This window comes from Chryseobacterium indologenes (assembly GCF_018362995.1).
In the GTDB taxonomy this organism is placed as follows: Bacteria; Bacteroidota; Bacteroidia; order Flavobacteriales; family Weeksellaceae; genus Chryseobacterium; species Chryseobacterium indologenes_G.
Genome location: NZ_CP074372.1, coordinates 2,660,299 through 2,675,842, shown reverse-complemented (window position 1 = coordinate 2,675,842; position 15,544 = coordinate 2,660,299). Strand labels below are relative to the sequence as shown.

Below are 15,544 nucleotides of genomic sequence, written 5' to 3'. Positions count from 1 at the left end.
GAAAGTTTTACAAATTTGTAGGGTACAAAATTAATTTGATATGAAGAAACTAACAGCAAGTCTTCTTGTTTTAGTATTATCTTCTTCTATAGCTGTTGCGAATGCTCAGCAGAAGAATGATACTATTAAAACAAAAGAAATTGAGGGTGTGGTTGTAACCGCACTCGGAATTAAAAGAGAGAAGAAATCTCTTGGTTATGCTTCCGAAGAAGTAAAGGCCGAGGCATTGACAGGTGGGACTACCAATACAGGGAACGTAGCAGGCTTACTTTCTGGTAAAGTTGCCGGTCTTCAGGTTAACACAAACAACAACTTTGGTGGATCATCAAACTTATTGATCAGAGGGTATAAGTCTCTGTCAGGAGGATCTCCGCTTATTGTAGTTGATGGATCTCCAGTAAATAATGGAAGTGTTAAAGGAACTGTTTTTGATTACGGAAACTTCTTATCTGATATCAATCAGAACGATATTGAAAGTATAAATGTTTTAAAAGGAGCTGCTGCTTCTGCTTTATACGGGGAAAGAGGAAGTGACGGTGTAATTTTGATTGTTACTAAAAACGGACGTGGAAAACAAGACGGAAGTTGGGGAGTAACATTGAATTCAAACATCAATGTAGGTTTTATTGATAAATCTACTTTCCCTAAATATCAGTCGAGGTACGGAGCGGGTTATGGACCTCAGTACGGAAATGATACCAATGGAGATGGTAATCCTGATGAATATTTTAATCATGACCCGAACACCGGGGAATTTCAGGTACCACTTACTGAAGATGCTTCTTATGGAGCAGAGTTTAACCCTAATTTGTTAGTTCGCCAATGGTATTCTTACGATCCAACATCTCCTTATTATGGGATGGCAACTCCTTGGGTAGCTGCGAAAAACGGTCCTATTAAATTCTTTGAAAATCCGGTAACTTATGTTAACTCAATTTCCTTGGAGAAAGGAAATAAATCATCGAATATATCTTTGTCCTACTCGAATATGCTTTCCAATGGTTTATTACCAAATTCAGATTTGAGAAAAAACAACTTAACCGCGAAGTTCAGCTATGACTTTACAGACAAACTTCATGCTACGGTATTTTCAACTTTAACCATTCAGGATACAAAAGGTAGAAATGAAACAGGATATTCTGATAATATTGTAACAGGATTCAGACAGTGGTGGCAGACGAACGTAGATATTTACGATTTAAGAGATGCTTATGCCAGAACGAATAATAGTAATAATACATGGAATAGAACTTCTGGTGAAAATGGAACTCCTGCTTATTGGAATAATCCATATTTCCAAAGATATCAGAATTATCAATCCGATTCCAGAACAAGAACATTCAGCTATGCACAGTTGAAGTATGATGTTTCTAAAAACTTTGGGATTACAGGGAAGTTATCTTACGACAATATGCAAATGCTAATTGAAGAAAGATTAGCCAATGGTTCATTACCTCAGGCTTTTGGTGCGTCAGGAAATAATGTAACTTCAGGATATTCCCGTCAGGATGTAAGAACTTCAGAGACTAACTTTGATTTATTTGCTAATTATAAATTCGATATCATGGAAGACTTAAATGTTAGTGGTATCGTAGGAGGGAATGTAAGAAGGAATCTAAGTGATGCAGTGTATGCAAGTACAGAAGGTGGTCTTGCAACTCCAGGATTGTATGCAATCTCTAACTCTGCAAGTCCAATCATCCCGCCGGATGAAAACTATGCAAAATGGCTTACATCCAGTTTATATGCAACGGCTTCTTTTGGATATAAAAATTTATTATTTGTAGACGGAACGTATAGAGTGGACAGAAGCTCAAACCTTCCAAAAGCTAATAATACTTATGATTACTATTCAGCAACAGGATCTTTAATTCTTTCAGAATTATGGAAGCAAAACTGGTTAAGCTTCTGGAAAGTAAGAGCTAATTATGCAGAAGTAGGATCGTCAACTGTGAATTATCAATTAGAAAATACTTACAGAGTAAGAGGAGGATTTGGAAGTACAGGATTGGTTAATCAATCATACTTCTTAGCGAATCCGGATCTTAAACCACAGAGATCAAAAGAAGTGGAATTTGGTATGGAAGCTCAATTCTTGAAAAACAGATTAGGATTTGATATTGCTGTTTATAAAACACGTACTCTTGATCAAATTATCAATCTTCCGGTTTCATCAGCGACTGGATATAGAACATTCCTTGTAAATGCAGGGCAGATTAATAATAAAGGTATTGAAGTTCAATTAAATGGTACTCCGATTAAAAATTCTAACTTTAGTTGGGATATTGATGTAAATTGGTCTAAAAATGAGAATGAAGTAATCTCTCTATACGGCGATTCTCAAAACTATTTATTAGCACAATATCAGGGAGGTGTTTCATTAAATGCAAGAGTAGGTGAAGCATTTGGAGCTTTGGTTGGTTCAGATTATGTTTACAATGCCAATGGAGAGCGTGTAGTAGATCCTGCTAATGGAAGATATCTAAGAAATCCAAATCAGGTTATCGGAAATATTACCCCAGATTGGATTGGAGGTATCAGGAATAGCTTTACTTATAAAGGAATTTCTGTGAGTTTCTTAATTGATATCAAACATGGTGGAGATGTATTCTCTACAGATATGTATTATGGGCTTGCTACAGGTTTATATGAAGAAACTGCTGTAGGAGATTATAGAACAGCTGGGGTTATTAATCCAGGTGTAAATCCTAATGGTCAAGTAAATACAACTCCTACAAGTGCTCCTGGTACTTTTGGTAACGTAGATGGATATAGAAGAATGCCAAACAGCAGATTTGTATATGATGCTTCTTATGTTAAATTAAGAGAAGCTAGTATTGGTTACAGTCTTCCAAAATCAATTCTTGCCAATACTTCTATACAGGAAGCAAAAATTTCTTTAGTTGGAAGAAACCTTTGGATTATTCACAAAAATTTGCCTTATGCAGATCCTGAAGCAGGAACTGGAAACGGGTTAGCTTCAAAAGGAAACTCTATTGGGGTGCTTCCTACAACACGTGACATAGGTATCAATGTAACACTAAAATTCTAAAAAGCATGAAAAAGATAATTTTAATATTAAGTCTAATTTCTTTAACTGTGGCTACCACTTCTTGTGAACGTGATATCACATCTTTGAATGAAGACCCAAAGCACCCATCAATTGTTCCTTCAGGGTTATTGGTGGCAAGTGCAGAACAGGCGTTAATATCGCAGATGTTAACACCTAACGTTAATAATAATATCTCACGATTCTTTACTCAACAATGGGCACAAACTACCTATGTTGATGAGTCAAACTATGATATGGTAACGAGACCTATCCCAAGAAACCATTATAATGTAATGATGGCTTCGAGATCTGCTACTGCGCATTCTGCGGGGGTTTTGTCTGCTCTTAGAGACGCTAAACAATTTCTTCAAAATGAGGGTGGAAGTGCAGTGAAGAAAAACAATAATATAGCTATTATTGAATTGATAAGCGTATACACATGGGCAAATCTTGTTGATACATATGGAGATGTTCCTTATTTTGGAGCCTTAAAAGCTGTTCCAGGAAATCCAGGAGCTTCTGAAATTCCTTATGATGATGCAAAAACAATTTATCTGGATCTGATAAAAAGGATTGATGCCGCTGTTGCAATGATTAGTACGGCGGAGTCCGGATATGCTGATGACTTATTTTATAAAGGAAATATGTCTAAGTGGAAAAAAATGGGTAACTCTTTAAAATTCAAATTAGCAGTAACTCTTTCAGATGTTGATCCTGCATTTGCAAAAAATACTGCTGAGTCAGCTTATGCCGCTGGTTTATTTGAAAGTAAAGATGATAACTTCGGTTTAGCGGCTTTCCCATCAGGATTATTTGCTAATCCTGTATATCAGGAAGATGTACAGTCTGGTAGAAATGATCTTGTTCCTTCAGAAATGTTAATAAACTATATGAATTCTACTTCGGATCCTAGAAGAGCAAGATGGTTTGTAAAAGCAGATAGAGTATTCAACAAAATTACTGGGAAGTACGAGCCTAATACAGGTGCATATAAAGGAGGAGTTTATGGAAAAGGAAATTCATTTGTGAACTATTCGCATATGACCTCTCCAAAAATAGATATTAACGGAGTTGCTGATATGGGAGAAGACGGTGATTATATGCTTTTCACAGAGAACGCTCAAGGATATTTGCTGGATTACTCAGAAATCTCATTCTTACGAGCTGAAGCAGCAGCACGTGGCTTTAGTGTTGGTGGAACAGGAGCAGGTTTATATGGAGAAGCTATCACTGCTTCTATGACAGAATATGGTATTGCTCCTACATCTGCAGCTGCATTCATCGCAGCAAATCCTTATGATGCTTCAAACTGGAGAAAATCTATCGGGTTCCAGGCTTGGGTTGCCATGTTTAATAAAGGATTCCAGGCATGGAATTTTGCAAGAAGATTAAATTACCCTGTGTTTGAAAATCCTGAAGATTCTACTGTAGAATCTGTTCCGGTAAGAATGAAGTATTCTGATCAGGAGTATTTGCTTAACAAAACTAATGTTGAGAAAGCTGCTGCAAAAATTGGAGGAGATAAAGTATCAACTAAAGTTTTCTGGGACATAAACTAATGTAATGGTCCTTTGAAATCAATAATAAATGGTATTCCTGTAGCAATACAGGAATATCTTGTTTAAAAAAATTACAATACAATATGAAGTTTTTGATCGGGCTTATTGCCATAATGGGAATTGTTTCTTGCAGCAGTGATGATGACAGGAGTAATTCTAAAACAGAAGAGGTAAGTGTTAATGGTACATGGAAACCTTCACGATATGAGTTTAAAGGGAAAAGCTATCCTGTATCCACTTGTGAAAAAAAAGGACAGATACTTATTAATACTGACTTTTCGGGAGTATATGAAAGATATGAAGCGGGTGCTGGAGCAGGTGAGTGTACAAAACCTGAATCCTATTCAGGGAAATGGGCTTATGATAGGATGTATGGTAAACTAACGCTTACTTATACAGAAGCAGGAGTGAGTAAAACATCACAGAAAACTGTCGAAGATTTTTCTGCTACCGAACTGAAAATTACTGATGGTTCTAAAAATGTAGATGGAATCCCAGGGAATGACGATGCTGTATTAGTTTATATAAGAGAATAAAAATACTTTATAAAACCGCCTTCGGGCGGTTTTTTTATTTCCGTATATTTGTACTTCAAAATTTTGAAATGAATATTAAAGATATCATAGAGCAAAAACTTTCAGAAGTCATTTTAAATGTATACCAGTTAAAAGACATCAAGCTGGAAGTTCAGGAAAATAAAACGGAATTTGAGGGTGATTTTACCATTGTTACTTTTCCGTTGGTGAAACAGTTGAAAAAAAATCCTGAAAGTATTGGGGTTGAACTAGGTGAAGCTTTGACAGAGCAGACAGAAGTTTTTGAAAGTTTTAATGTAGTAAAAGGTTTCCTTAATGTTAAGGTTAAAAACCAATTGTTTGTAGATAACTTCAGATCTGTAAGCAAGAATTTCTCCACTATAGAAAAGAAAAATGCTACGGTAATGGTAGAATATTCTTCACCGAATACGAATAAACCATTACACTTAGGGCACATCAGAAATAATTTATTAGGATTTTCTGTAGCTCAGATTTTAAAAGAAGCCGGATATGATGTGATCAAAACTCAGATCATTAATGACAGAGGAATTCATATCTGCAAATCAATGCTGGCTTGGGAGAAATTCGGGAAGGGAGAAACTCCTGAAACAACGAATACTAAAGGAGATAAGTTTGTTGGAAACTATTACGTAGAATTTGACAAAAATTATAAAAAAGAAATTGCAGAGCTTGTAGAGCAGGGAGTAGGAGAAGAACAGGCTAAAAAGGATGCTCCGGTGATGAAAGAAGCGCAGAAAATGCTTTTAGATTGGGAGAATGGAGAAGCCACTGTAAGAGCGCTTTGGGAAGAGATGAATTCATGGGTTTACAAAGGATTCAATGAAACGTATAAAAGACTGGGTGTTGACTTTGATCAGGTTCAGTACGAAAGCAATACTTATATTTTAGGGAAAGATCTTATTCAGGCAGGGTTGGATAAAGGAGTTCTGTACCAGAAAGAAGATGGTTCTGTTTGGTGTGATCTTACCGATGAGGGACTTGATCAGAAGCTGTTGCTGCGTTCAGACGGTACTTCAGTCTATATGACGCAGGATTTGGGAACAGCCGTAGAGCGTTTTAAAGACAACAATATTCAAAAGTTGATTTACACTGTTGGAAATGAACAGGATTATCACTTCCAGGTTTTATTTAAAATTATGAAAAAGCTTGGATATTCATGGGCAGATCAGTTATTCCACCTTTCTTATGGTATGGTTGAACTTCCGGAAGGAAAAATGAAATCCCGTGAAGGAACTGTTGTGGATGCGGACGACCTAATGGCAGAAATGCATGAAACGGCAAAATTAAAAGCTATAGAACAAGGAAAACTTGATGGTCTTTCAGAAGAAGTAAAAGTAGCTTCTTATGAAATCATCGGAATGGGGGCACTCAAATATTTCATGCTGAAAGTGGATCCTAAGAAAAAAATGCTATTCAATCCGGCAGAAAGTATTGAATTTAATGGAAATACAGGTCCGTTTATTCAATATACCTACGCTCGTACGCAGTCTTTGCTGGCAAAAGCAGATTACCAGTATAAAGAAATCTCGGTTGTAACTTTAAACCAGTATGAAAAAGAACTAATCATGCTTTTGGCTAACTACAAGACAATTGTTGAAAGAGCAGCAGAAGCGTTGAGCCCAGCCTTGATCGCCAATTATGTTTATGACCTGGCTAAATCTTATAATTCGTTCTACCAAAGTAATATTATTCTGAAACTGGAAGATGAAAATGTAAAACAATTCCGTTTGAATATTTCAGATATTACAGCGAAGATAATCAAAAAATCGTTGGAACTACTGGGAATCGGAACAGTAAACAGAATGTAAAAAATAAAATCCTCCTGAATTTCAGGAGGATTTTTTATATATGAGTATTAATATCTCGTATCAAAATAATCCGAATATCAAAGCCTCGAAACCCGAACCTCAAAAACGAAACCCGCATTTTACATCTTATTATCTCCCTCACCATGCATCTGTTTCAGACTATCTGCATATAACTTGGCTGGAGTCCATCTTGCATGCTTGGAAAGAATGGCTTTATATCCTTTTTTGTATGTATAAACTTTGGTGAATACGGCACCAAAAAATATCAGCATACAGGAATAGTTGATCCACATCATAATCAGGATAACCGTTCCGGCAGCACCAAAGGCTGAAGTAGGTTTTACTTGGTTAAAATAAAGACTTAATAAAAACTTTCCGAGGGTAAATAAAACTGTTGTCAGAAAAGCTCCTTTCCATACTGGTTTCCAACTGATCAAAACATCGGGAAGTACTTTAAACATTAAAGCAAATAAGAGCATCACAAGACCAAAACCTACAGCAAAATTCACAAACTCTACCAACATATAGGTTTCAAAACCAAAATATCTGGTAATAATCTGATTGAAAAGGCTGATCAGAGAAGATAAAACCATGGTGATCATCAAAAGAAATCCCATAATAAGAATCATCCCCAAAGAATTGGCTCTGTCCAGGAGAAATTTAATCAATGCCTTTTTGGGAGCAGCTTCTACTTCCCAAAGTGAATTTAATGAATGCTGAAGTTGAAAAAAAAGTGTCGTAGAACCGAAAACCAAGGATCCAACTCCGACGGCTTTCATGAAAATATTCTTTTTGTCAATCAAAGCGCCCGCCAGCATACCTTCAATACTTTTAGCAACATCGGGGCCCATAATACCACTGATCTGCGTGCTGATTTGTCCACGGATAGCTTCTTCGCCAAAGAAATTTCCAAGTACCCATATAATAATGATCAATAATCCCGGGATTGAAAAGATAGCATAATAAGCAAGACTTGCTGAATCTTTTGATGCAGTAGAATTGTTCCATTCTGTAAATGTGTCTTTCAGAACCTCCCAGAAAAATTTAGCATTTTTGATCATATTAAAAAGGATATCCGATGGCAATATTTAAAACAAGGTTATCTTTTCTCCAGTTAGAGTCTCCGAAATTAATTTTATCGAAAGCCCATCTGTCCCCTTTTTGATAATAAGGAACTCTCAGTGGCATTGCCAGATCCAACCTTAAGATCAGGATAGAAAAATCCAGTCTCAGACCCACTCCGGCTCCCACCGCAATTTCATTTAAAAAATCTTTTGAAAACTTTGCTCCCGGTCTTGTGGAGTCATCATGAAGCAGCCAGATATTTCCGGCATCCACAAAGACAGCTGCATTTAAAAACTTATAAAGATTGGCTCTGTACTCAGCATTCAATTCCAGTTTAACATCTCCGGACTGATCAAAATAAGTACCCGGATCTATGGTTCTCGGATCAAAGCTACCAGGACCTAACGTTCTTGCACGGAATGCTCTTATACTGTTACTTCCGCCAGAGAAAAATTGCTTGGAGAAAGGAATAAATTCTGAATTTCCGTATGGATAGGCAATTCCTCCGATAAATCTCGTAGCCAGTGAAGATTTTTCAGTGAATTTATGATAGAATCTAACATCATTTTCGATCTTTACGTACTGGCTGAAAGGAATACCAAATATTTTCTTTTCCTTATCTTTTTTTACATCTGCTCCGGTAACCAATCCAGTGATATTTCCTGCAAGATCAAGGGTTCCTTTATAATAAAAGGTATTGGTTCTTGGCAGCATGGTATTAGTGTATGTGTAAGAATAGGTAGGGCCGAAAATAAGCTGCTTTGCTACAACTCTTTGCATAGCGGGATTCTTCTTTGATATTGAATCGTACTCTGCAGTAACATTTGCTGGCGATACCAAAGTAATATCAATGACTTTCAGATCATGTTCTTTCCTCGCATTTTCTTTCCACACATATCCGAATGATCCGGTGAAATTATTAAGGGTATAATATTGTGTTCTGTTCTGAAATTCATATCCCAATGTAATATTCGTTCTGGGAACAAATTCACTGGAAGAATGAAAACGGAACGGGGCCACAATTCTCGGGATCGAAAGCTGCACATTTGTTCCTGCACGGAAAATATTATTGGCGTTCTGAGCACCTCCCATCTGGAAATCAAAAGCTCCGTAGATGGATGCTTTAAATTGTTCTGCACCCCTGAAGAAATTCCTGTGCGTCCAGTTGAGGTTCAGCTCACTACCCGCATAGTTGGCAGAGTTGGTTCTTCCCAAGGCTTCCAGACGAAGCGACTGGACTTGTCTTGGAGTTAATAGGTAATACGCATCAAATTTATGGCTTAAAGAGTCAGATACGATAAACTCGTTCTTTACAAATTTGAAGACACCCAGACTGATTAATCGGTTCAGGGTCAGATTGTGATTCGAGCGGTTATAAAGATCTCCTTTTTTGAAATATAAGGCTCTGTCAAAAATCTTCGGTTTAAACTTATGTTGAGGATCAATAACGTAAATGTCGTCGAAACGATATTTAGAAAGAGAATCTTTATCCATCGGAATGCTGTATTTCCCATCTTTCACATCCTGAATGTTGTAATTTGGAAATACAATAACATTATCAATACTAAACTGCTGAGTTGCTAAATCCGGCGTATTGTCCTTCAGCTTTACATTAAGCTCAACCTTATGATTTTTGCTCACCGTACTGTCCGCCTGCACAATAATATTATCGGGATGGAAATAATAAAAACCTCTTTCTTTTAACCTGTTGTCAATTCTGTCTCTTTCTGCTTTGATGACATCCAGATCAAATGGTTTTCCGTTTTTAAGAAGGGTTTTGTCAGTAAGGCTTTGAATTTCCTGATTCACCAGTGTAGAATCTTTCTGGAATTTTACTCCGTCAATCAAATATCTTGAACCCGGTCTTACCGTATAAATAACCTGGGCTTTTTTATTCTTTGAAACGGTATCATAAGTGGCTTTAGCATTGAAATATCCTTTATTTTCAGAATAATTCTCAATAATATCTTTGTTGAACTCCCGGTCTACATCACCTAATAAGACAGGTTTCTCACCCACTTTATATTTAAGCCAGTAATTAAAGCCTTTATCTTTTTTCGGCTCTTTGGCAATATTATAAAAGTATAGTTTGGGGCGCAGTCCTAAAAATGTAGAATTGGGCTTTGGAGTAAGATTGGCTTCTAATGCAGCCTGAAGATCTTTCTTTTCCTTTTTAGAAATCGTATCGTTTTCAATCTTTACTTTGGCTCCTGTGTAAAGCATCTGGCCTTCTTTCAAAAACCTTGTATTACTGCACGAAACTACGGTGGATGCCATTCCGGAAACCAACAGATACTTACAATATATATGGAACTTATTACTCATTATTTAAATTCTACCACTTGGTTATTTTGATTTTTTTTCGGCTTCTTTTCTTTAGATTTCTGGAAAATCTCGCGGAATTTGTCATAATCCAATGTAATGATAAATCCAACTCCGGTTTCTATGATCTGCCCCTGAAGAGCTACCTGATATTCATCCTTACGATAAGCACGCAGCATATATCTTCCATCTTTGGAAAGACTGTAATCTACGGAAACGTTACCTGCAATATTGGTCATGTTTTCATTCTGGCGGGCCTGGCCTTCCAGTCCGAAATTACTTCCTACTGTTACTTTCAGTCGGTCGTTCAATAGTTTTTTGCTGATGTCCACATTCAGGTCAGTTCTGGTGTTTTTCTCTCCGCTGGAATAATCTTCTGAAGAATCAAGACCAAAATTAAGATCAACCCCTTTGATCAGACCTGCCGCAAGATTGTTCAGCTGCTGAGAAAGAATCTTACTTACACTCTGTCTTGCCATAGTCTCTGCAGACATTCCCGCTCCGCTTTCAAAAGGATTTTCTCCGATGAAACGGTTCAGAAGAAGTAATGCAAACACCTGCTTGTTCAGTTCAGACTCCTGAGTTCTGATCTGGGCAAGCTTCTGATCTACAACATCTTTTACATTAGTAGATACAGAATTGTTTTTTTCATCTGTAGTAATATCAAAAGTAAGCTGAGGTTTCAATAATTCCCCTTTCATTTTTAATAAAGCATTGAAAGGAACTCTCTGCTTAAACTGATTCAACGTTGAAGCACTTTCTCCACTGATCTGTTGTTCTACAAGGTCAATAGGCGGTGCTTCTGTTTTATAGACCGCGGTAATATCCATTTGAGCCGTTGTAGGTTCACCGGTCCAGGTAATAGTGCTTCCTTTCTGGATGTCAAATTTACGTTTCAGGAAACTCACCGAAAGATCATAACTACCTTTTTCCACTTCATATACCCCTACCAATGTGGTTTTTCCTGACGGATCTATTCCTCCGGTTAATTCTGCTTCACCCTGAAGCTGTACGAAATCACCATTGGCTTTATCAATAATCAGCGACAGTTTTGCTTCTTTGCTGACTTCAATATTAACGCTTACATCCATTCCTTTGATACGGCTTTGTGCATTAAGAGAATCAGCTTTGATCGTTTTGTTTAAAACCACCTGATCCTGATCTACAAATTCTACAATACCATCTCTTTCCTGCAAAGTAGGGCTGGACTGAGGAAGAACAAAAGTGAAATCCGTATTGTCTGCCACGCTTAATCTTCCGTCTACTTTTGGAAGATCAAGGTTTCCGCGGATATGAAGTCCGGCATCAATAGCAAGAATACCATACATGATCGCATCATTGGATTTCTCTGAATTGACTACTTTAAAGTCTTTTGCATTCACATTCAGGTTAAAGGCGAAATCTCTGTACGTCTGTGTCAGAACCTGCCCATCTACAACAAGAGCATTTCCGTCTTTATCTTTAATTTTAAATTTATCAAACTCAATTCCCTGGCTCGTAAAGTTGATTTCATCACTCAGATGTCTGAAATCACTTCCGGTTTTGGCAATTTCCAATCCGGCATCATTGAATTTTACTTTTCCTAAAATATTAGGTTTATCGGTAGTTCCTGTAATCTTTAAATTTCCTGAAAGATAACCTTCCGTATTGGTAATTGCATTCATAGAAAACCCTTGAATACTCTTCATCTGAAGCTGATTGATCGCCATATTCAGATCGAAAGTACTCGTAGAAGTGTTATAATCTCCCAGGATTTTTACATCATTATTATTTCCGGAAAGCGCAATATCTGCATTTAAGATCTTCGGTGAAGCATTGTTCACTTTTACTGCAAGATTTCCGACAGGACTTCCATAGACGATCAAATCAGAAATATTAAGGTCCGAAGTAAAGGTCATATTTTTAGTCACATCACGAAGCTGTGCTGTTCCGTTAATAGTTCCTCTTGCCAGAACTGTGTCTTTTTTAATAAGTTCTGTAATGGTTTCAATCTTGAAATCTTTCAACGAAATATTCAAAGGACTGCTTGGACTGTTAGTTTCAGACTGAACAGCAATTTCACTGTTTCCATTGGACAAAATAAAATTATCAGCCAGAATCCCTTTGTTGCTGATCTGGATTTTATTGTTTTCAGCTACGTTCCAATCCGTATAGTTTAGTTTTAAGCCATTCGGGTTCAGAGAAACTTCTGTAATATCATTTAAGGATTTTGCACTTCCGGCGATCAGGAATTGCGTAGCGTCTTTTTCATCTTTTGTAGTAACATTGTAGCGGATGGTATTATCAGCAACATCACCGTCGATATTAATTTTATTTAAAGAGAAACTTGAGCTTTTTAATGCGGCAACATTCAGACTGTACTGTAATGCCTGATTTTCATTCGTTACTTTTAAAGCCCCTTTTTCAATAGAATTTTCGCCATATAATAATCGCGGAATCTGTCCGTCAATTTCAATTTTCTGAGAATCTGCATCATAATTTCCTGCCAGATTGATGGTTTCAAAATCTTTCAGATCCGGAACAAATTTTCTGATCAGATCATCATTTTTAATCTTTGCAGTAAAGTTAAAATGCTGTCCCGGATCAATTTTCTGACTTTTATCCGGCTTCTGGAATTGATAATATTGGTTGACTGTTTGCGTTAAAGCTCCAAAAATCTGGGTAAGTTTATATTTACCTTTCAGTTCCACATCTGCCACTTGAGAATTGAAAACAATCTGGGTAGAATCCTGAGTGGAAGAAGCTTTCAGATTGACCTCCTGTACAGGATATACTTCTTTGGTATCTGAAAATGCAAAATCTTTAAGGTTTAAATATCCGTTCAGATTATTCGGATCCAGACTGGTGAAATCGCCATCAATTTTTCCGGCAATAATCATCGGTTTTTCATAGAAGCCAAGCTTGTTGACATCAAGTTTAATAACTTCTCCGTTTACTTTTACCGTAGGATTTTTTTCATCATAAACTCCGGAAGCGGTCAGCTGTAAACTGGCATTAGGATCTTTTGAATCTAAAATAACATGATAAGCCCCTTTGTTGATCTTTCCGGTAAGATTCATATTTTGATAACGATATCCTTTGTAGACTGCAGAAGCAACATGTCCTTTTAAATCAGCATTGGCATTTTTAAAATCAAAACTTTCTCCTTTCGCTGCAATCTGTGCTGTGACAGGACCAATATCCTTATTCTGAATAATTTTTCCTACCTGTATACCCTGAAGATTTGCTTTTACATCATATAACTCATGATTTTTCTTCCGCATATCTACTTGTGCGATGATGGCCGCATTTCCGAGTGTAGAGTAGAGGTTAAGATCTGCATTTACAACTTTAGTTGTTCCTTTTGCATTTCCTTTGATGCTGAAATGAGAAGGAAGCGAAATATTGGAAGGAATCGTATTTTTCGGGACAAGATTGAATATCGTTTTGGCACTGGAAGAAAATTCTCCGATTCTCAGATCATAATACAACTGATCAGGATTCATCGCATTTTTAATTTTTCCGGATGCCATAACCCTCAGCTGATCCAGCCCGGAAACTTTAAGATCCTGAATTAAAAGATCATTCACGCTTCCTTTTACATTCGCATTTACATTGAGAATAGCATTCGGATATTTATTAAATGGAACTGTATTTCTTAACGTTGGAACCAGATTCAAAATGTCAGAGAATCCTATTTTTGAATCTTTAATATTGGCCGAAATCTTTACAGCGCCTAAGTTTGAACTTAGTTGATCGATGGAGTTATAGTTTAAAATAACCTCATCGCGCAATATTGTTTTTGGAGTCTGAAGATAAAGGTCTTTGAGATAAGCCTCCTTTTCTGCATACACAAAATCCGTATTGAATTTCTGAATATCCAGTCCTCTGCCTTCTTTGATTTCTGCAGAATTTACTGTTCCCGCAAATGTATTGTTCTCCATTTTGAAGCTTCTCACCTCCATATTCATTTTTGAAAAATTCAGGTGGTTGAAGTCCATTCCCTGTTTGGTTGGGGCAATAGCGGTATTGTTATAGTTTACCTTTACATCATTCAGAACAAGCTTTCCTAAGAGAAGTTTCATTGCTTTATCCTGATCTGAAACTTTGGAAACTTCAGGTTCTTTTGTCTTTTTCGGATTGGCATTCTGAGCGGGAAGATAAAGATTGGCATTAATGTCCGCACCGGATAGAAATACATTTGCTACGTTGAAGGCATTGTTTTCCAGATCCAATTTATTAACCTTTGTGCTCAGCTCTGTGAATATAACTTTTGCAAATGTTTTTGTATTTTCATCACCGTAATCAATATCGCAATGAGTAAGCTTAATGCCTCTCAATCCAATATTCATCGGTTTCTTTTCATTAAGAGAGTCTACTTTTTTCTCAACCTTTTGAGCAACTTCTTCTACAAGTCCCTGCTTTAACTTTAATTTTAATCCGTCAAGATTAATATCGTTAACCGCATAATTGTTTTTATTAAGATCGAAAGTTTTTACCCTGGTATCGAAAGACTTAAAATATAGTTTAATATCATTCCTGGATTGTTGGTCATTGAAGGTTACCCCAATATCTTTTAAATTGATTTTATCAAGAGAAATAATGAATGGCTTTGAAGGACTTTCTTCTTTGTCGCTGGTTGCGAAAGCATCAATGATATAATCGAAATTGAATTTGCCATTCGGTTTTCGTACAACATTGGCACGGGCACCTTCCATGCTGACTGAAGTAATGTCTGCTGTAGAATTGAGGAGCTTCAGCATATGTAAACCTACATCCAGTTTCTTCACTGCCAGAAGGGTGTCTACATCCTGTCCTTTGAGATAAAGATTTTCCATGACAAGGCTGTTGGGAAATCCGATGTAAACTTTTTCAAGGCTTACCTTAGTTTTGATTTTTTTCTCAAGGTAAACAATAAGCTTGTCTTTAATGAAATTTTGAACGGCAGGAAGCCTTAAGCTTAATATCAACAGGGTAAGAAAAACCAATATTGAAATAAAGGTTATTGCAATACGCCTTAAAATTTTTGTGGTGTTGATTTTCAGTTTCAAATGCGAGGTGGTTTCTAACAAAGATAATAATACTATTTTATTTAGTCTTCGTTGTGGTATCCTTTGCAAATGCAAAAATCCTGCCTTGACTGTCTTATTATGGAATTTTTAGTTTGTAGTTGTCAAGTGAATAGTTGAGTAAGACGAACCA

7 protein-coding genes are annotated in these 15,544 nt (G+C 36.7%); 4 read left to right on the top strand and 3 right to left on the bottom strand.

The features are described from left to right. The first annotated feature begins 40 nt into the window (after window positions 1-40). The 4 genes from DYR29_RS12050 to argS all read left to right on the top strand — a co-directional run bounded on the left by DYR29_RS12050 (window position 41) and on the right by argS (window position 6,976). Window positions 41-3,052: a SusC/RagA family TonB-linked outer membrane protein gene (locus DYR29_RS12050; RefSeq protein ID WP_213277066.1), complete on the top strand. Its 3,012-nt coding sequence runs from the start codon at window positions 41-43 to the stop codon at window positions 3,050-3,052. A 5-nt stretch (window positions 3,053-3,057) separates the two neighbouring features. Continuing rightward, on the top strand, window positions 3,058-4,611 hold the full coding sequence (locus DYR29_RS12045; RefSeq protein ID WP_213277065.1) for a SusD/RagB family nutrient-binding outer membrane lipoprotein: 1,554 nt from the start codon (window positions 3,058-3,060) through the stop codon (window positions 4,609-4,611). An 83-nt stretch (window positions 4,612-4,694) separates the two neighbouring features. Further along, window positions 4,695-5,147, top strand: coding sequence for a lipocalin family protein (locus DYR29_RS12040; protein WP_213277064.1), 453 nt, complete (start codon window positions 4,695-4,697; stop codon window positions 5,145-5,147). Window positions 5,148-5,215: 68 nt separating this feature from the next. Then, window positions 5,216-6,976: an arginine--tRNA ligase gene (gene argS, locus DYR29_RS12035; RefSeq protein ID WP_213277063.1), complete on the top strand. Its 1,761-nt coding sequence runs from the start codon at window positions 5,216-5,218 to the stop codon at window positions 6,974-6,976. Window positions 6,977-7,095: 119 nt separating this feature from the next. Here the strand turns inward: argS and DYR29_RS12030 are convergent, their stop codons facing one another. The 3 genes from DYR29_RS12030 to DYR29_RS12020 are packed head-to-tail and all read right to left on the bottom strand — an operon-like array spanning window position 7,096 to window position 15,393. After that, complete coding sequence (locus DYR29_RS12030) at window positions 7,096-8,037, bottom strand: YihY/virulence factor BrkB family protein (RefSeq protein WP_213277062.1); 942 nt, start codon at window positions 8,035-8,037, stop codon at window positions 7,096-7,098. Window position 8,038: 1 nt separating this feature from the next. Further along, window positions 8,039-10,366, bottom strand: coding sequence for a BamA/TamA family outer membrane protein (locus DYR29_RS12025; RefSeq protein WP_213277061.1), 2,328 nt, complete (start codon window positions 10,364-10,366; stop codon window positions 8,039-8,041). Continuing rightward, window positions 10,366-15,393 carry a translocation/assembly module TamB domain-containing protein gene (locus tag DYR29_RS12020; protein WP_213280621.1) on the bottom strand — a complete coding sequence of 1,676 codons (5,028 nt, stop codon included), beginning with the start codon at window positions 15,391-15,393 and terminating at the stop codon, window positions 10,366-10,368. Before DYR29_RS12020 ends, DYR29_RS12025 begins: the two co-directional genes overlap by 1 nt. Window positions 15,394-15,544 lie beyond the last annotated feature (151 nt).